General features: G+C 47.8%; 12 protein-coding genes and 1 pseudogene. 9 read left to right on the forward strand and 4 right to left on the reverse strand.

The window, feature by feature from the left end; translation table 11 throughout:
* Positions 1 to 285: 285 nt before the first annotated feature.
* The 7 genes from NQD60_RS05245 (at position 286) to NQD60_RS05275 (ending at position 5,309) form a co-directional block, all read left to right on the forward strand.
* Positions 286 to 1,431, forward strand: coding sequence for a baseplate J/gp47 family protein (locus NQD60_RS05245; RefSeq protein WP_257099939.1), 1,146 nt, complete (start codon positions 286 to 288; stop codon positions 1,429 to 1,431).
* A 21-nt stretch (positions 1,432 to 1,452) separates the two neighbouring features.
* Entirely contained in the window at positions 1,453 to 2,106 is a 654-nt protein-coding gene (locus NQD60_RS05250; RefSeq protein ID WP_257099940.1) for a DUF2612 domain-containing protein, read from the forward strand.
* Positions 2,103 to 3,233 carry a tail fiber protein gene (locus tag NQD60_RS05255; RefSeq protein WP_257099941.1) on the forward strand — a complete coding sequence of 377 codons (1,131 nt, stop codon included), beginning with the start codon at positions 2,103 to 2,105 and terminating at the stop codon, positions 3,231 to 3,233. Before NQD60_RS05250 ends, NQD60_RS05255 begins: the two co-directional genes overlap by 4 nt.
* A 20-nt stretch (positions 3,234 to 3,253) precedes the next feature.
* A complete protein-coding gene (locus NQD60_RS05260) occupies positions 3,254 to 3,853 on the forward strand; it encodes a phage tail protein (RefSeq protein WP_257099942.1) in 600 nt (199 codons plus the stop codon).
* Positions 3,854 to 3,949: 96 nt separating this feature from the next.
* Positions 3,950 to 4,489, forward strand: a complete 540-nt coding sequence (locus tag NQD60_RS05265; RefSeq protein WP_257099943.1) for a glycoside hydrolase family 108 protein — start codon at positions 3,950 to 3,952, stop codon at positions 4,487 to 4,489.
* 21 nt (positions 4,490 to 4,510) lie between these two features.
* Entirely contained in the window at positions 4,511 to 4,801 is a 291-nt protein-coding gene (locus tag NQD60_RS05270) for a phage holin family protein (RefSeq protein WP_257099944.1), read from the forward strand.
* Positions 4,791 to 5,309: a hypothetical protein gene (locus tag NQD60_RS05275; protein WP_257099945.1), complete on the forward strand. Its 519-nt coding sequence runs from the start codon at positions 4,791 to 4,793 to the stop codon at positions 5,307 to 5,309. The genes NQD60_RS05270 and NQD60_RS05275 overlap by 11 nt, the downstream gene beginning before the upstream one ends.
* A gap of 18 nt (positions 5,310 to 5,327) precedes the next feature.
* On the opposite strand, the gene NQD60_RS05280 is transcribed toward NQD60_RS05275, so the two are convergent.
* Complete coding sequence (locus tag NQD60_RS05280) at positions 5,328 to 10,142, reverse strand: NACHT domain-containing protein (RefSeq protein ID WP_257099946.1); 4,815 nt, start codon at positions 10,140 to 10,142, stop codon at positions 5,328 to 5,330.
* Between the two features lie 1,281 nt (positions 10,143 to 11,423).
* A complete protein-coding gene (locus tag NQD60_RS05285) occupies positions 11,424 to 13,673 on the reverse strand; it encodes a WD40 repeat domain-containing protein (protein ID WP_257099947.1) in 2,250 nt (749 codons plus the stop codon).
* A 76-nt stretch (positions 13,674 to 13,749) separates the two neighbouring features.
* Between NQD60_RS05285 and NQD60_RS05290 the strand changes: the two genes are divergently transcribed.
* The gene (locus tag NQD60_RS05290) at positions 13,750 to 14,517 is read left to right on the forward strand and encodes a hypothetical protein (RefSeq protein ID WP_257099948.1); all 768 of its coding nucleotides are present in this window, start codon (positions 13,750 to 13,752) and stop codon (positions 14,515 to 14,517) included.
* Positions 14,507 to 15,253: pseudogene (istB, locus tag NQD60_RS05295) on the forward strand (IS21-like element helper ATPase IstB). Before NQD60_RS05290 ends, istB begins: the two are co-directional and overlap by 11 nt.
* Positions 15,254 to 15,274: 21 nt before the next feature.
* On the opposite strand, the gene NQD60_RS05300 reads toward istB, so the two are convergent.
* Both NQD60_RS05300 and NQD60_RS05305 read right to left on the reverse strand, forming a co-directional pair.
* Positions 15,275 to 16,027 (reverse strand): pentapeptide repeat-containing protein, encoded by a 753-nt coding sequence (locus NQD60_RS05300; RefSeq protein ID WP_257099949.1) that lies wholly within the window; start codon positions 16,025 to 16,027, stop codon positions 15,275 to 15,277.
* 27 nt (positions 16,028 to 16,054) lie between these two features.
* A complete protein-coding gene (locus NQD60_RS05305) occupies positions 16,055 to 18,679 on the reverse strand; it encodes a pentapeptide repeat-containing protein (protein ID WP_257099950.1) in 2,625 nt (874 codons plus the stop codon).
* Positions 18,680 to 19,366: the final 687 nt, after the last annotated feature.

The raw sequence follows: 19,366 nt of genomic DNA on the forward strand, positions 1-19,366 counted from the left end.
GTAAACCCTAAAAAGCAAAAGCCCCGGACTGTAACTAGCAGCCGGGGCTTCTTTGTTCTCGCTCTTCAAACGAGACCAAAACGTATGAGAAATAAGGATAAACGATTTACTTTCAAAATACTAGGAGTATGGATAGCTATGATCAATATAACCTCTACTGAGCTCAGCAAGGTTCTGCGGTATAGCACGACGCTAGTGATATGGATTACCACTATCTGGCATTTGTCAGACATTATCACTTCGCTTTGTTCTGGTGTGTGCGCCCTCATCCAAGCGTTACGATAAATGGCTCAACTGACTGAACAAGGGTTCATCATTGAGCGACTGGATGCCAATCTCGCCCAACTCGATGCAGGCTTTCGCACGATTTATGGCGCTGACATCAATACCGACCCTGATAGCCCCGATGGACAACTCATTGGCCTGATCGCCCAAATTAAAACCGATCTGGAAGAGCTCGCTGAATCCATTTACAAAGCGCTCGATCCCGAAGCCGCCAGTGGCGTTTGGCTTGAACAGCGCGTCGCCTATGCAGGACTCACACGCCGGCAAGCACACTATAGCTATCTACGCAATACGGTCTTGACCGGCGCACCCCACACTTTGATTCCGGCAGGCTCGGTACTCACCGATCCGCATCATCGACGGTGGTTATTGGCTGCACATACCACGCTGAATGAAAATGGTTCGGCGCACGCTGATTTTAGAAGTGAAACGCTAGGCGCATTTCCTCTGCCCGCAGAGACTAAGTTGACAATCGAAACGCTCTTTTTAGGATGGCGCTCAGCCAAAAGCAACCAAGCAGCGGAAGTGGGTGAAGAGGAAGAAACCGATGCCGAGATGCGACGCCGTTTCTTTATTAGCCGAGCAAAAGCCGCACAAAACTCAGTCGATGGGATGATCGTCAAGCTTCTTCAACTCGCCGATGTCAGGCAAGCGGTGTGTTTAGAAAATGACAACGATACTCCTAATGCAGATGGCGTACCTGCGCATAGCCTGAATATCATTGTCGAAGGCGGCTCAGATGCAGATATTGCACAGGTGATCTTTGACAATAAAACCGCAGGCACAGGGCTCCGCGGCCAAGTTCAATGCCAAATTTGTGACAACCAAGACATGGCTCGCACCATCCGTTTTGACCGGCCCGCTAAGATTGAATGTGCCGCCTATCTCGAAGTACGCCGCAATGCGCATTTTACTGCGGTCAATATCGATGCAATCAAAGCGGCTATTGCGCAAACACCTTTTAGCATTGGTGAAGCGGTGTTGCTCTCGCGCTTATATAGCCCGATTAATACCGTACAAGGATTTTGGGTTGAAACGCTCAGGATTGGCCGGCAGGGCGAAACACTTACTGCCAGCAATATTAAGATCGGCGTGCGTGAAATGGCGCGTTTTGCAAGTGCCGATATTGAAGTGGTCGTGCTGTAGACACCCACTCGGATACACACCATGTCTTATGACTCACTACTCATTTGGCAGTACACAGGCAAACCCAAAGCACGTGCCACTGCACAACTGATCGATCAATACTTTAGTGACACATGGCAGGGCCTAGCTGATCTGCCCAATGCACTTAACATCGAAACCGCCTCAGGCAAAAACCTCGATTTAGTCGGTCAACATGTCGGCCAATCCCGTGTACTGACTGGACTTGCACCACGCCGCTTATTTGGCTTTGAACGCGCCCCTGGCACCCAAGGGTTGAGCCGATTCGGTTTAGGCGGCGGTAAATGGTACCGCATAGGCGATGTCTTCACTGACTCCGTCGTGCTCGATGACGATGATTTTAGGTTTCTCATCAAATGCCGGATCGCTAAAAACCATATGGTCGGCACGGTCCCCGATATTACGCAAGCGCTCGATTTTATCTTTGGTGGGCAAGCCAGCATCTATGACCAGTACGACATGAGTTTTACGGTCACTATTCGCAGTAATCAAGTCACTGCTTTTAAGCGTTATGCCATTCAAACCTTAGATATTTTGCCCCGCCCAGCAGGGGTCAACGTCAAATATGTCGTCTTAGCCAACATCACCGCTTTTGGATTCGCCGGTTCAGCTGGCGCATTCGCTTTTAACTATGGAAAATTTGCGAGGTATTTATGACCCTTTATGCTCGTCCTGATGAACATATCTTTGCTGAGGGCGCTCGCCCTGGCGAAGTCCAGCCCTTTCCTGACCTCTCACGAGGTTGGGGCATCGCCTTTGAGCAAACCGGCGGCATTCCGCCGATGGAATGGTTCAATTTTATGGGCAAGCGCGCTGATGAAGCCATTCGCTATCTGATGCAACGCGGCCTGCCTGAATGGTCCAGTACAGAAAACTATCCGCAAGGCGCTTATATTCAACATGCAGGCCAATCTTACCGAGCCAAAGTAGACAATAAAGGTAAAGCCCCTTCAAATAGTTTCACCGAATGGGAAGAATGGGGGCTGACTCGCGCCATGCTTGAGCAGCACTTCGTTCCCTCCTCTCAAGAGCAGGCTTTAGCAGGGACCGATCATTCAACAATCATGACGCCACTACGCGTCTCACAGGCTATCGTCGCCTCTTCCAACACGGTTGGGCAAATTGTGTTCGTACCCTCCATCCAGGTACCAACAGGATACCTCAAATGCAATGGTTCTCTCTTAAGCCGCTCAGACTATCCCGCACTGTGGGATTATGCCCAGACGAGCGGCGCTCTCATCAGCGAAACAGATTGGCATCAGCGCTACCAGGGTTGCTTTTCCTGCGGTGATGGCACCACAACCTTTCGCACTCCCGATGTCCGCGGTGAATTTATTCGTTGTTGGGATGATGGGCGCGATGTCGATCATGGACGGGCAATAGGTTCAGCACAAGAAATGCAAAACGCTTGGCATACCCATAGCGCATCCGCTAACGCAGCCGACGATCATACGCACTTCGCTCAGACAGACACGCAAGGTTTACATGGACACACGGTACACGACCCAGGACATAAACATGGTTTTAGTCATGCTTTAACTGCCAACTTAGTGAGTAATTACTCAAACAGAATGTTAGATGACCCATTAATACGAGGAGAAGGGCATTACCAGGAAACAAGCACCAGTGGCACTGGAATTTGGCTTAGCCAGGCGGGAAGTCACTCACACAATGTCAGCATCGACAAGGCAGGTAGCCACTCACATACCATCACTGTAAATGGTGAAGGCGGAAATGAATCGCGCCCGAGAAATATCGCTTGGCTCGCTATGATTCGTTATTAATTCATTTAAAAACAAACGCTATGTTTATTTATCACTACCATCCGAAAACAGGCCAATATCTCAATAGCACTCTTGCTGATGAGGATCCACAACATCAGGGGCGCTGGTTAATTCCTGCATTCGCAACAACGACCCCTTTGCCTGAGTACTCGCCGCTAACGTGGCCTTTTTGGCAAAACGAGCAATGGCGGCTCTTGCCGGATTACCGTGGACGTATTTTCTATTGCATCGATAACGGGACGCCCAAAAAAATTGTTGCAGCGGGCGTAACACCTGAAGAATGTGGTTTGACCGATCAGCCCAGACCCTCTTCTGAATACGTATGGCGTGATGGGGACTGGGCGATCGACCCCGCGCTCGTCGCAGAACAAAAACGCACTGCCGCAATGACTGAATTTGAAGCGCGCATGGACAAAGCACGATCTGCCAATCTAGGGAAAGCTGATGCGCTGGTAGCCGGCCTGCTCGATGAGCTTGGCGTCAGACTTTTTAAAGCGTGGGCCGCTTATCAAATGGCCCTGGTTCGCGTCATTGAAGCTCCTGATTTTCCGGCAAAGCTCAACTGGCCCGACGAACCTGACCAGCAGGCAATCGCAAAAGAAATAGCCGCAGCAAAATAGCGCGCAAATCACGATGCCCGCCTTCAGAGCATTTCTCATCAACCCGGCCTGTTGCCGGGTTTTTCATTTACAACAATTTAAATCGTAAACCTGCTCATGAGCATAGAGCACTATATCGACCGGCTGCTTGAGCGCGAAGGGGGTTACTCAAACCACCCAAAGGATAGCGGCGGTGAGACACAATGGGGCATTACGATAGCCGTTGCCCGTGCAGCGGGCTATACCGGTCAGATGAAAGCAATGCCACGCGAAGCAGCGAAAGCAATCTACCGTCAACGCTATTGGCTTGAACCGCGCCTAGATCAAATCGACGCGATTCATCCTAAGCTCGCTGAGAAACTATTCGATATCGGCGCCAATTGTAGCCCCTCTATCGGCATTCGCTTTTTACAGCGAGCGCTTAATCTTCTAAAAGGTTCCGCGGCCCCCTTGCTCATCATAGACGGCTGCCTTGGAACGGAAACTCTTTCTGCATTAAAACAATTCAAGGCAGCACGAGGCGCAAACGGCCTCAAAGTTCTACTGGCTATGATCAATGCGCAGCTTTCAGTTCACTACATTGAACTCGCAGAACGGTATCCCAAAAATCAAACTTTTATTTACGGCTGGCAACTCAATCGAGTACTCGGCGTATAAAACCCTCTCTCAAAAATAAACATGAACCTTCACGAACATGACCGAACCATTGCCACACTCGCTGTAATGGGCGCGGCCATTGCTATTGGCAAGCTGCTTACTGGCGGCGAGAAAATCACTGCTCGGCTCATTATCGGGCGTATGATCGTTGGCGCAGGGCTCAGTGTCGCCGCTAGCTCTGCCCTCATGCTATTACCTGAATTGCCTGCGATTGCCATTACTGGCTTAGGCGCAGCATTCGGTATTCTCGGCCAATCTTATCTCGAATTAACCGTGCAACGCTGGTTTGGAAAGCGCTCAAATGCTGACTAATTGGATGGCCGCTCCGGCGCGCTTATTGTGCGTCGCAGCAACCGCGTTCAGCTTTGGCGTAGGATGCGCAGGCTCCTTTTACTATGGCCCGCGTATTCAGAAAGAACGCTTGGCGCTGGTGCATTATAAAGTTCAATTGGCTATAGCCCATGCTCAACTAACTGAAGCACAAACCAAAGTCGTTATCCAAACCGAAATTCAATACCGTGAACGCATCAAAATCGTCAAAGAGAAGGGCGACACGATTATCAAGGAAATGCCTGTTTATGTTACCCAAGCTGATACCGCTAATTTTGGTGTTAACATCGGCTTCGTGCGCCACTACAACGCAGCTTTTTCCGGCGAACCTGCCGGAGCTGCCTCCGACTTTGACCGAGAATCCCCCGGCATTTCGCTTGCTGAGTTGGCCGAAGTCAACGCTCTTAACGCCAATGTCTGCTGGCAGTGGCGTGAGCAAGCGCTTGGATTAAGGGCATTTTACGGTCAGCTTCAGCAAACTCGCGAATAAGCTCTGATAACTTCATACTCAGAATTCTTCAGCAATACTTTTTTCTTCAGAAGTAGTGTCCCAAGAATCTTCTTCTTTGGAAAGTTCATGAGCAGAAGATTTTTCTTCAGAATAAATTTCATCTAAGTATTCTAGCTCAGAGAATATTTCGTTGGAGCTTTGTGAGAAAAATGTTGCCGCATTTTCACCAACGTCAGCCCGCCCTGCCCCACACTGCCCCAACAATAGCTCATTTTGAGGACTTAAATTGCGGGCATTTTTGATCCACGCACCTGTCGCAGTTAATGCATCCTGCCGCGAGGCCCATTTCAATATGATTTGATTCGTTTGACCTACATCATGAAGAACCGACCAGCGGACCACTTTATTTTCCCCTACTGTGACAAAAATTGCAGCCCCATCCAACGAAAGATGCCACACAATGTTACAGACAGACCCACCCGGAGCTTGCAGTACGGCTAAACATTCTCCAGTATAAACAGACCATATTCTTATTGTTTCATCTCCACCCCCAGAAATTAACAACTTACCATCGTCAGAAAAGGCGATACTATTCCCCCCTACCCCTCTATCCTTATAAGTATGGTATAAAAATCCTTTTTCCCCTATACTCCATAGGTTTATTTTCCCACTATAACATCCGGAAGCTAACCACCGGCTATCTGCCGAAAAGACGAGAGTTTTTACCGAGTTGCTATGCCCAGCGTAGGTATTTACAAGAGTACGTTTGCCTAGGACACTCCATAGCTTCACCGTATTCTCATCATTTCCAGAGGCAGACGCTAACCACTGGCCATTGGGAGAAAACATAACGCAATTTACATATGCTTCATGTCCGATATACGTATGCACAAGAGATCGATCGCCCGAAACATGCCACAGCTTCACAGTACGATCCCAACTTCCAAACGCTAACCACTGACCATCACTTGAGAACGCTATACTATTCACAATACTCTTAACAGTATAGGTGTGCGCGAGAGATCGATCGCCCAAAACATGCCACAGCCTCACGCCGCCCCAACTCCCAGACGCTAACCATTGGCCATCACTTGAGAACGCTATAGCGCTCACACTATCCTTATGTCCAGTGTACGTGCGCGCTAGGGATCGATCGCCCGAAACATGCCACAGATTTACCATACCACACTCACTTCCAGAAGCTAACCACTGGCCATCAGCAGAAAGAGCGATACAATTTTTTATATCCTCATAGGTAATATTATTTACCTTATGCTCGGCATAGGTATTCAAGCGATAACGCTTACCCATGACACTCCATAGTTTGACACTTTTATCATCACTTCCAGAGACTAACCACTGATTATCAGCGGAAAAGGCGACACTTTTTACTCGCATCTGATGCCCAATATAGGTATGCATGAGATGACGCTCCCCCAGGACGCTCCAAAGTTTTATCGTGCAATCATCACTTCCAGAGGCTAACCACTGACCATCAGCAGAAAAGGCAATACTATTTACCGTATCTCCATGCCCCGCATAGGTATGCACAAGAGCGCGCTTACCTGTAACACTGTATAACCTCACTGTATAACTTAAGCCTCCTCCAAATGCTAACCACAGACTATTGAGTGAAAACGCGACACATTTGACACTCTCGATCTTAAAGTGCTTACTGACGTAGGTGTGCATGAGAGTTCGCTCACCCGAGATGCTCCAAAGTTTCGTGATATCATTACTCCCAGACGCTAACCACTGGCCATTAGCAGAAAAGGCAACGCTATTTACCGTATCTTCATGCCCAACATAGGTATGTATGGGAAGGCGGTCACCCAAAACACTCCATAGCTTCACTTTATTATCCTCACCTCCAGATGCTAACCACTGGCCATCAATAGAAAAGGCAATGCTAGTCACTGGCCCCTTATGCCCGATGTAGGTACGCACAAGAGATCGATTACCCAGAGCGGTCCATAATCTCACTCTATTATCCTTACTTCCAGAAGCTAACCACTGACCATCAACAGAAAAAGCAATGCTAGTCACTGGTTCCCTATGCCCGACATAAGTATGGATTTTTTGTAAACTTTCAGCATCATAAAGATAAATATATTTGTCTGCTATTACAGTAAACCAACGCCCATCCGGCGAATAGCAACAGGCACTCACTGGATATTCCATATTTAATGCGGGTTTTTCACCCAAATCTAATCCTTCAAGATCGGCTCCATTTAAATTGGCCCCTTTAAGCCAAGCGCCGGTCCAATTCACCCTTCTTAAATCTGCACCTTGAAATTGCGTATGGTCAAATATTCCATAGCTTAAATCTGCGCCCTGCACACGGATTCCATCGAAATCTTTGTTAGTCAACTGCACGCCAGCTTTTACCAATACTGTCAACGCATTCGCTGCCCCTATCTCAAACTGAACACCTTCTTCCTCTTTAGATTGATCAACCACGCTTAAAAGTTGAGCCTCTAATTTTGGCTCGTGCCACACTCGCTCCGCTAAAAACTGCAATATCGCTGGATCGCTCGCAATATTTAATGTGTTAAGCCAAAAATATGGCTCAACCTTGTCATAAGCGTTGAGCTCCTCCCACAGCGCTCGCGCCACAAAATAATCCTGTAACGATTTATGAATGAAGCGATACTGATCTCCTTGACGGATTAACGGCGCATTAAAACGCATCAGTACTGTCATTGCACTCTCATTTCCTAACAATCGCTTGCGCCAATCATGACTTAATTCAACACTAAGCCCTTCCCAGGGATCATCCGCTTCGGCTAAATAGGTAGAAATCACTTCCCCTGCTTGATACATTTCAGCTGCTAACTTTTTACTAAAGCCAACCCCACGCTCAACAAATCCATTCTGCTCTAAACGCCTAAATTCTTTGACTTCTTCCGGGTTGAGCTGAATCTGAGCCAAACGCTGTTGCGAGCGGCTAAACCAACTCTTCACAAACTCATCATAGAGTCCAATCCGCGTAAAGTGCTGACTCTTCTCTTGAAGCTTTTTGCTTAATTCAGGCAATACACTCAAGGTTATTTTGAGCAAGAATGGATTACCCACCAGTTCTTTTAAGTCGGGTTGCTTTAACGCTTCTTTATATTGTTCTGTACTCCACGGACCTTCTGGATGCGCTTTTTTATACTGATTGACATACTGTTCTATCGTTTCACTCGAAAACGGCGCCAATTGGTATTCTTGGAGCGATGTCAGCTCCCCCGACGGGTGGAACTTGTATTGATAGCTTGATCCTAAATATTCCGGGCGGCTACTTATTATGATTTTCGCCTTTTTCCAATCACCAAGCTGGTTATCTTTATAAAACCAACGGTGACGATCCTCAAGCTCATCATAACCATCCAGAATAAATACAAAACTCTGATTTTCTTGTAACCCTTTAATCTGCTCTTCCGAGAAGCCTCGACTCTTAAAAAAAGTAGACACTAGATTTTGATTGGGGCTTTTCAGACTCGACAACCCAATAAATACAGGGATTGCGGCATTTTCCGCCGTACTAGCTTTGGGATAGGCTTCCCACAAGCTAACGGCAAGACGTCGGTTAAAGGTCGATTTACCCGAACCCGCATCGCCTAGCAAAAGCAGCACTTTTTTGTCTGAGTTCAAATAGTCATGAACTTTACTTTCTAAATCAAAACGATCAGCTAATCTATCAACGGGCGCTCCTTCTAAAGCGACATAGTTTGCAAGCGCATCCTTAATTTCTCTGTCTTGCTGCAAACCCTCTAAATACCTTTCTCGCAATTTTTGAATATTTTTCTGCAAGTTGCCTAATAGTTTTTCGACCAGCAGATCTAGCCCAGTTTGAATGTGGGTCAGATTCCGTGATTGATCTAGCAACTGCGTACCCACTTGCTGCCAAGTGGGATCGCAAAACTGCTGCGCGGTGAAAAAAATCTTTTTATGTAGCTCCGTCCAAATGTCACCAAAAATACCGTTTAACAGCTTAGCAAACTCAAGCGCGTCCAGTGTTGAACGCTCATCATTTAACCGCGAAATACATGTGTTGTATCCCTGCCAAAATTTGTTCAGAAACGGTTTCGCCTTATCGCTGTCCACTAACAACCGCTCAATCAGCTTAAACAGTACTATATGCTGACCTTGATTCGGATACATTTCTCCCGCTTTAGTTTGCTCAGCGAAGCGAGAAATATCCCCCATGCGAACCGTGGTCGATTGAATAAAACGGCCCAGGCATTGTTCATAGCTATCTGGGGTGTACGAAACCGGAATAATACTGTGATCTTGCAAGTGTTGAGTTCGGATTTGCAGAAAAGCCACTTCTGTCAACACATGGTGAAAACCTACCTTGTATTCCTGTTCTTGTGAAAATTTTCTCACCACCTCGCGTATTGCCAAAGTGCTCCGTTGTTCAAGGTCTTGGCGATACGCTTCTTGAAGCTGTTGATAAAATGCTTCATAGTGTGGCCATTCCAAGTATTTTCCTAATAACTTAGAACAACATACCACGACCTTATCGACCGGTTCCACATCATCTCTTAACTGTACAGGCAATAAGCAAAGCTGGCTGGTTAGGATATCTTCTAGTTTGCCGTCTTTTTTCAGTTTTTCCGGGGAGCTTGAATACGGTTGCCCCATCGGCGTTTGATCCGAATATAGGTTGACCCGGATTTGAGATAATTTTTCGATTAAATATTTAGACGTATCGGCCCCCGCCTGTCCGGGGTACTTTGGATTGTCGTGTGCGTACACAAGAAATAGGCTGGGTTTATTCGATAGCTCTAAGGATTCCAGCGTCGACAGCGCCATTTCAAACAGATAATCTGCCAACTCGCTTTTCCCCTGGCTAGATAACACAACCGCTTGACGCTGCAAAGGCATTGAGGCAAATTTTGAAGACTGCCTGCGTTCAACAAACACTCTTGTCGGTTCGGGTGGGCTGATATTTCCTTGACTCACCTTTCCATCTTTGCCTAGAAATGAGTCGCACCTGGCACTTATTTGACTATGCAAATCTAGCACTTCGGGTTGCTTCAAATCCATATGAGGCGCATACTCTGAGGCTTTTATATAATTATCTCTAGCATTATTTTCATCACCGCACTTGTGCAGAAAATTGCCATAATAAAAATGGCCCACTGCAAGCAGTTCCCTTGTTTTTCTTAATTCGGATTCATTAAGATTGCGTTGGAGCGCATCTTTTGTTTTACGAATTTTTGTTTCAAAGCATTTCTTTGCTTTATCTAGATTTCCTAAATTTTCATAATAGGCCGCTTCTTTTTTAAGCATACTGACTGCTGACAGGCCAGAAATTGAAATTGAGGAGGTACTAACTTCTCTCCCCCCAAGCCCCGTTAACGTACTCCACATTTTCTTCTCCTTTATGACTTATTAAAACTTAGTAGATAAAGAACACCAACTACTGAGGCCCCCTTTCCAGCCTCCGCATTATAGAAATCGAAAGCATTCACCCCAAGCGCACCCGAACTCGCCCGTATGTAGCGCTCTGCCTCACCAGGAAGACCAGGCAGCTAGAGCAGTCATCCCCCCCCCCTTTCCCAAAAGCAATTTACTAAGGCTTCCTTAGCCTCAATGTTGCCCCGTCAAGATGAATCTGCGCCATTTTACGTCAAAATTTGCTTCGGAAAACTCATGCTTAATTCGCCTTAATAAGGCATAAAAACCCGTAATTTGACCATTGATCCGAAGCAGAAAATAGCCTATCCATTTGTTTTTATTAACTTTTATTTAATTTCCTCCAGGACTCGAAATCCGGTATACGGGTCTCCCGTATCGAGGGTTCAAATCCCTCCCTTTCCGCCAATTCCCTTATTCTATAAGGCTTTCCCGTTTCAACCCTCCGCTTCTGCGCCGGTTTTTGCTTCGCATCCCCTCTTCTAATTCCTTGTTTGGCCCCATCGCAACACGCCCTGCGCCGGTTTTTTGCTTCGGAATGCGTTATTTCGTCTGTTTCGTGGGCGGGTGTTTCACAACGATCAAGACTAAAAAAACGTTTGAGTTGAATCGGGCTGGAGAAGATTTTTCTTGTCGCCTTGCGCCCTGTTGAATGGAACAGCAGAGCAAATACAAGACGGAAAAATTTCTAGATGTTTTAGATGGAGGGTTTTGCCGAAGTTAATACTTTTAATACATCTTAAGCAATCAAAAAGTCACCCTACTCTTCTTTTCTAATGCTCCTTTTTGCTTGAGTAGTAGCTCATTTGTCTCGCCTAACCCTTTCACTCTTTCTATCAGCATACCATTCACCCACAGAACTTCTTGCTCCTTACTACTCCAGCACAGTTTCACCTTATAGCCTTCTGCGTCTTTCGCTAGCTTCCACTGATGCACCGACTTGTCTGCACTCCCGCCCGCTAAATATTCCCCTTTGGACGTCACTTTCCATGCCACGCTCATGACGGAATTGATAAACCCTTGAATGACTTTTAAACGTTGACCCGAGGACACTTCCCACAGCTGCACCGTACAGTCTTCACTGCCGGAGGCAATCTGCTCCCCGCTCGGCGAATACACCACGCTAGTAACAGCTTTGGTATGTCCTCTTAAGGTATGCACATCGGCGCCGCTTTGCGTGTCCCACAGTCGCACTGTTCTGTCCATACTGCCGGAAACAATCTGCTCCCCGCTCGGCGAATACATCACGCTAGTAACAGCTTTGGTATGTCCTCTTAGGGTGCGCACGCTGGCACCATTTTTCGCTTTCCACAGCCACACCTTATTGTCCTCACTGCCAGAGGCAATCTGCTCCCCGCTTGGCGAATACGCCACGCTAGTGACTGCTTTTTTATGTCCTTCTAAAGTATGGCGCAGTGCCCCGCTTTCCACATCCCACAGCCGCACCCTACAGTCATCACTGCCGGAAACAATCTGCTCCCCATTCGGCGAATACATTACGCTAGTAACAGTTCCAGCATGTCCTTTTAAGGTATACACGTGGGCGCCGCTTTGAACGTCCCACAGTCGAACCCTTTTGTCACGGCTGCCCGAAGCAATTTGACTCCCACTGGGCGAATACGCAACGCTACTAACACAGGCAGTATGGCCCGATAAAGTATGACGGATTTCCCCCGTATATGCGTCCCACAGACGCACCGTATAGTCATCACTGCTGGATGCGATCTGCGCTTTGTTCGGCGAATACACGACGCTATTCACAGCCTCAGTATGAGCGCTAAAGACAGGGCAAGCTTTGCCTATGCGAGCATCCCATAGACGTACCATACTATCTCTACTGCCCGAAATGATTTGATCACCGAGCGGGGTGTACCCGACGCTTCTGACCTCACTCCGATGGCCGATGAAGACGTTACGAGTTTCACCCGTATAAGCATCCCATAGAAGCACCGTCTTGTCTTTACCACTCGAGACAATCTGATCACCGAGTGGCGAATACGCAACGCTATAAACGTCGGAACTATGGCCGCGTAAGGTACGGAGGATCTCTCCCGTGTACGTGTTCCACACTCTCACCGTGCTGTCAGCACCGCCCGAGACAATTTGTTCACCATTTAGTGAATACGCTACGCTCCAAACAGAGTCGGTATGTCCACGTAAGGTATGGCAGGCTTTTCCTGTATGTATATCCCACACTCGTATCGTCTTATCCCTACTACCCGAAGCAATTTGATCACCAAGCGGCGAATACACAACGCTACTAACATAGGCAGTATGGCCGCGTAAGACATCGCCAGCTTTACCCGTGTGAGCTCCCCATAAACGCACTATCTTATCCCACCCACCTGAAGCAATCTGTTCTCCTCTTAGATCCGCACCTTGCAACTGTGTGGAGTCGAATACTCCGTAACTTAAATCCGCTCCAGGCACGCGTATCCTTTTGAGGTCTTTATTATCGAATTGCATACCCACTTTCACTAATAACGTCAGTGCATTAGCCGCTATCGTCTGCACCTCCTCTGTTTTAGACCGTTCGACCCAGTTCAATAGCTTGAGCTCCAACTCAGTATCCTCTTCGATCCGTTCCTGCAAAAATCTGAATAACGCTGGCCCACCGACCAATTTCAACAGATCAAAAAGGGCTGGTTTCTCTACAATTTGAGCCAGTTGACCAGACTTCCATAATATTTTTAATTGATTCAACGCAAATATTTGCAAGCTCCTGTCTGATCCTGCCACATCGTACTGATAGTCTGCTGGAACCTTTTGCTGCAACAAATGCCATTTCAAGGCAGGTGAATGTATTAACTCTCCATTGCGCGTCACAATCGTTAACGCTTTAAAAAAATTCTGCCAGCCTGCCACATCCAAATGCTTTTCTATAATTTCTCGAATCTCGGGCGGAAGCCAGGTGGGTAATGAAGCTAATGAAGGCTTCAGAGATTTTTGCGTTGTTAGATAATGCGTAACGGTAGAGTTTGAGATAGGGGCTAGCATAGATATTCTCTTCTTATTCGAGCCGGTCGCCTGTACGCCAGCAGCAGGCTGGGAGAAAGGGCAAATTGAGAATCAGGTGGGCAACGTACGAGAATGGCTATTCACGCCGCTTGTGCGCTTTGCTAATCTGGTCGAACTCAATGACTGGCTGGCTATACGCTGCCGAGAACTCGCTCAACGCAAACACCCCTGTCATAGTGGACGCACTATCAACGAATGTTTCCAAGAAGAACAACGCTTGTTACGCCCGATCGTCGCCCCGTTTGACGGTTACGTTGAACGGATGATGCGAGTCTCAAATACCAGCTTGGTGTGCGTGGATAGAAATCGTTATAGCGTGCCGGCCCGCTTTGCGGGACAAGCCGTGTCCGTACGTATGAGCGCCAACCAAATCCAGGTAGTGGCCCAGGCTCAGGTCGTTGCGACTCACCAGCGAGTCTTTGGGCGTGACCAACTCATCTGCGATCCTTGGCATTATCTGCCTGTGCTAGAGAAGAAACCCGGTGCCTTACGCAATGGTGCGCCTTTTGTTGAGTGGGATTTACCGCTTCCCATTCAAGCGGTACGGAAATGCCTTCTGAAGCGCCCTCAGGGGGATCGTGCCTTTGTAGAACTGCTCCTGTTGGCTGAGAAAGTTGGCCTGGATGCCTTAACCGTGGCGTGTGAATGTGCTTTGGAAGCGGGTACAGTGACGGCCCCCGTAATTATGAACGAAATGCGCAGACTGACCGACCCAAGCCCGCCCACTCCGCTTGAATGGCCCGATGGTATCGCCTTGACGCTAGAACCCCTAGCAGATTGCCAGCGCTATGACCACCTGCTCGGAGAAACCCATGCCCACTGACATCCACGCCACTCTCACGGCATTGCAACTGCATGGCATGGCCACCGCCTGGAGCGAATTACAAGCCGAAAAGCCAAAGCTCGTTAACCGCCCTGAAATTTGGATAGAACGCCTGATCGCCGCTGAGCAGACGGATCGAGCATTACGCCGTTTACGCTATCAGCTTAAAGCCGCGCGCTTTCCTATCCATCGAGATTTACTCAGTTTCAATTGGCAAGAAACGCCTCTGTCATAAGCCGTCATCGAGCAACTCGCCAGTGCCGACTTCACCGATACCGCACATAACTTGATTCTCGTGGGCGGGTGTGGAACCGGCAAAACTCATCTTGCCACTGCTCTGGGCGTGGCCACCATTCATGCCGGAAAACGTGTCCGTTTCTTCAATGGCGTCGAATTGGTCAACGCTCTCGAACACGAAAAGCAATTCGGTAAAACAGGCAACCTAGCCAAACGCCTTACACAGATTGACGCCCTCATCATTGACGAACTTGGCTATTTGCCTTTCCCTGCCTCCAGTGGCGCACTGCTATTCCAACTCATCGGACAGCTTTATGAGAAAACCTCTTTAATTATCACGACCAATCTCTCATTTAGCGAATGGGTACAGGTCTTCGGCGACCCAAAAATGACCACCGCTTTGTTGGACCGGATTACCCATCATTGCCACATCCTTGAAACTGGCAATCAATCTTACCGTTTCAAACATCGAAATATCCCCTCTCATTTAGTGCCTTAACTGGAAACTTTTCGGCGCTGTTTACTGGCAAATTTTGGGCGCTGTTTGACATATATTTGGCAGTTCCCCAAAGTTAACGCCTGTCAACTCTGCTCTCTGTAAGTTTGCTCCACGCAACCGCGCGCGACGAAAATTCACATGACTTAAATCCGCTCCTTCAAATTCAGCCTGGTCGAATTGACCTCCGCTTAAATCTGCTCCTGGCACCCGAATCCCTTTGAAATCCTGCCCACTCATATCTACGTCAGCTTTAACCAGCAGCATCAATGCATTCGCCGCTATCGTCTGCACCTCCTCTGTTTTTGACCGTTCGACCCAACTCAATAGCTTGCGCTCCAACTCAGCATCCTCTTCGATCCGGTCCTGCAAAAATCTGAATAGCGCTGGGCCACCAACCAATTTCAACAGATCAAAAAGGGCCGGCTTCTCTACAACTTGATCCAGTTGACCAGACTTCCACAATATTTTTAATTGATTCAACGCAAATATTTGCAAACTCTTATCTGATCTTGCCACATCGTACTGATAATCAATTGGAACTTTTTGCTTTAGCAAATGCACCTTCAAGGCAGGTGAATCTATAGATTCACCGTTGCGAGTCACAATAGCCAGTGCTTTAAAAAAATTTTGCCAGTCTGCCACATCTAACTGCTTTTCTATGAGCTCTCGAATCTCAGGCGGAAGCCAGGTGGGTAATGATGCTAATGAAGGCGTCAAAGATCTTTGCATTGCCGGATAATGCGTAATGGCAGAATTCGAAATAGAAGTGAGCATAAATATTCTCTTATTTATTTAAAAGACCTATATTGCGCCCCGTTGCCTCAACAAGGCTGCATTTTGAGGGCTCAGATTACGCGCATTTTGGATGAGGGCCCTTGGTGCAGTAAGCATATCTTGCTTTGAAGCCCAATCTAGCGTGATTGGACCTATTTTGCCTGAGCGATAAGGGACTTTCCAAAGGCAAATCGTTTTGTCCTCTCCTGCTGTGGCCAATAGAGCTACTTCATCCTGCGTGGGTTTCCACGCAACAGTAGAGATACGCCCCCCCCAGCCTTCGAGTACCGCTTGACAATCTCCTGTTAGGGCAGACCATAGCCTGACTGTTTGATCATAACCTCCAGACGCAAGCCATTGGCTATCGCTTGAAAACGCGATGCTATGCACTCCACCTGTATGTCTTGTATAGGAGTGGGCCAGCGCGCGGTCGCCCACCATGTGCCACAGCTTTACCATCCCGTGACTTGCAGACGCAAGCCACTGGCCGTTGCTTGAGAAAGCGACAAGATTCACACTAGACCTATGCCCTTCATAAGTGTGAGCGAGGGCGCGTTCGCCCGTTACGTGCCACAGCTTCACGGTGCAATCGCTACCTCCAAATGCAAGCCACTGACCATCGCTTGAGAGCGCGACACTATTCATACCAGTCTCATACCCTTCGTAAGTATGAGCCAACGTGCGTTCGCCAGCCACGTACCACAGTTTCACCGTGTTATCACAACCTCCTGACGCGAGCCACTGGCCATCTTTTGAGAACGCAATACTGTTTATCCTCTCCTCATGCCCTTCATAGGTGTGAGCCAACGTGCGTCCGCCAGCCACGTACCACAGTTTCACTGTGTTATCCGAACTTCCTGACGCGAGCCACTGACCATCCGTTGAAAACGAGAGACTCGTTACATCATCCGTATGGCTGTTATAGGAATGGACCAAAGTACGTTCGCCAGTCACACGTCTTAGTTCTACCGCCTTATATTTGCCACCAGACGCAATCCATTGTCCATCGCTTGAGAATGCCACATTCGTCATATCACCCGTATGGCTGTTATAAGCATGGACCAGCGCGCGCGGACCAACCAAACGCCGTAGTTTTACTGTTTTATCCTCACCCCCAGATGCGATCCATTGTCCATCGCTTGAGAACGCAACACTATTCACCCAATGCGTATGCTCCGTATAGGAGTGGGCCAGCACACGTTCGCCCGTTACTTGCCACAGTTTCACCGTCTTATCCATACTTCCAGAAGCGAGCCACTGCCCATCTCTTGAGAATGCGACACTAAACACCCATTCCTTATGCCCATCATAGGAGTGAGCCAAAGTGCATCCACCTGTCACGTGCCACAGCTTCACCGTCTTATCCATACTGCCGGACGCGATCCATTGCCCATCACTTGAGAACACGACACTATCCACCTGGCCTGTATGCCCGGTATAGGTGTGGGTCAGCGTGCGTTCGCCCGTTATACGCCACAACTTTATCGTCTTATCTCTACTTCCAGAAGCGAGCCACTGCCCATCTCTTGAGAATGCGACACTCGTCACATATTTCTTATGTCCGGTAAAGGTGTGAACTAGGGTGCGTTCACCTGTCACACTCAATAGCTTTACCGCTCTATTACATCCGACTGAGAGCCACTGTCCATCGCTTGAAAACGCGACATTTGTCATCAAACGCTCACAATCTTTGTAGGTATGAGCCAGGTCGCGTTCGCCCGTCACATGCCACAGCCTCACGGTCCCATCCCAACTCGCAGAAGCGAGCCACTGGCTGTCGCTTGAGAATGCAGCACCCGTAATACCATTTCTATGTCCAGTATAGGCGTGGACCTTTTGGAAATTTTCTGTTTCATAAAGATAAACTGCATTTTTTCCTGCGACAGCCAGCCAACGTCCATTTGGTGAATAACAGCAGGTGCGAATGTAGTCGTATACCTCTATAGAGGGTTTTTCACCAAACTCTACCCTGGTTAAATCCGCTCCGTCTAAATTGGCTGCCCGCAACCAGGAACCCATCAAATTCACATCAGTTAAATCGGCTCCTTGAAATTGCGTAGAATCAAATACGCCATAACTTAAATCTGCTCCAGGCACGCGTATCCCTTTAAAGTCTTTATTATTCAATTGCACGCCAGCTGCCACTAATAGCGTCAGCGCGTTAGCCGCTGTAGCCTGGACCTCTTCTATTTTCGACCTTTCCACCCAGCTCAATAATTTCTCTTTTAGCTGAGTATCTTGTTGGATTCTCTCTTGTAAAAGCTTAAATATCTCTGGATCGTTAACAAGACATATTAGATCAAAAAGTCCAGATTTCTCCACAACCTGGTCGAGTTGTTCTGAGTCGGATAACTTACGTAATTGACTCAATGCAAATTCCTTTAACCCTTCGTCTGAGCGGATTAAAGTCCCTTGATATTGGGCTTGAATCCTATCTTTAATTAGATTCAACTTCAAAGCAGGCGAATCTATAGGCTCACCATTGCGAGTCACCGTAGTGAGCGCTCTAAACAAATCCTGCCGGCTTGAAAAATCCAGTAGATTTTCTATTGCTTCACGGACTTCTAAGGATAGCGAAAGGAACGATGGTTTTACGGTCTTTTGTGCCGTCGGATAATGCGTAATGGCAGAATTCGAAATGGAGGTGAGCATCAATGTTCTCTTATTTATTTAAAAGCTTCATTCAAATGATTCCAGTCATCCTGGGCCTTTTTCAACCCACGATGCGTGGCCGTTGAATTTTACATGTCTCCTTCGACAGGCGCGCGACCGCATTCGATACAATTTCTGCGCAGACCATCTTGTTATCAATTTATCTCCCCGGCTCCACCTTCTCACCTCGACGATTCCGCACATAGTGCTCCGTCATCTTGACGCTCGTATGCCCCAACTGCTTTTGCTTTGCTTCGTAGCCCTTCTTCTGAGCCCTTGTTTAATCCCATCGCAACACGCTGTGCGCCGGTTTTTTGCTGCGTAATGGGTTATTTCGTCTGCTTCATTGGCGGGCTTATTGCAACGATCAATGCAAGGAAGCATCACCCCGAGAGCCCGATTCATAGCAGGCTAACAATTGTTCGGGGCAGTCGATGCATCTAGTAAGTGGCTCATCGACAGCCAACCACCCAGCTAAAGACTTTATGCTGAGGCAGTCAGTATTGTCAGTACGTCAAGCGAGACCATATTTTTTGAAATTTGCGCAATTTAAGGCTATGATTCCTCTCAGCATAAAATTTCAGTAGACAATGTCCTTATCTGCAAGAGATTTTTTTCATCGAAGGAGGTGCCACGAGGTTGTAGCGAAATAAGAGAAAACATTTTTTCTAAAAATAAATCATGACT

Source organism: Mycoavidus sp. SF9855, from assembly GCF_024582735.1.
Taxonomy (GTDB): domain Bacteria; phylum Pseudomonadota; class Gammaproteobacteria; order Burkholderiales; family Burkholderiaceae; genus Mycoavidus.

Coding starts and splice junctions, on each gene's coding strand:
- NQD60_RS05245 (WP_257099939.1), top strand. CDS start 286: ATGGCTCAACTGACTGAACAAGGGTTCATCATTGAGCGACTGGATGCC.
- NQD60_RS05265 (WP_257099943.1), top strand. CDS start 3,950: ATGAGCATAGAGCACTATATCGACCGGCTGCTTGAGCGCGAAGGGGGT.
- NQD60_RS05255 (WP_257099941.1), top strand. CDS start 2,103: ATGACCCTTTATGCTCGTCCTGATGAACATATCTTTGCTGAGGGCGCT.
- NQD60_RS05280 (WP_257099946.1), bottom strand. CDS start 10,142: ATGCCTTTGCAGCGTCAAGCGGTTGTGTTATCTAGCCAGGGGAAAAGC.
- NQD60_RS05260 (WP_257099942.1), top strand. CDS start 3,254: ATGTTTATTTATCACTACCATCCGAAAACAGGCCAATATCTCAATAGC.
- NQD60_RS05270 (WP_257099944.1), top strand. CDS start 4,511: ATGAACCTTCACGAACATGACCGAACCATTGCCACACTCGCTGTAATG.
- NQD60_RS05305 (WP_257099950.1), bottom strand. CDS start 18,679: ATGCTCACCTCCATTTCGAATTCTGCCATTACGCATTATCCGACGGCA.
- NQD60_RS05275 (WP_257099945.1), top strand. CDS start 4,791: ATGCTGACTAATTGGATGGCCGCTCCGGCGCGCTTATTGTGCGTCGCA.
- NQD60_RS05250 (WP_257099940.1), top strand. CDS start 1,453: ATGTCTTATGACTCACTACTCATTTGGCAGTACACAGGCAAACCCAAA.
- NQD60_RS05300 (WP_257099949.1), bottom strand. CDS start 16,027: ATGCTCACTTCTATTTCGAATTCTGCCATTACGCATTATCCGGCAATG.
- NQD60_RS05285 (WP_257099947.1), bottom strand. CDS start 13,673: ATGCTAGCCCCTATCTCAAACTCTACCGTTACGCATTATCTAACAACG.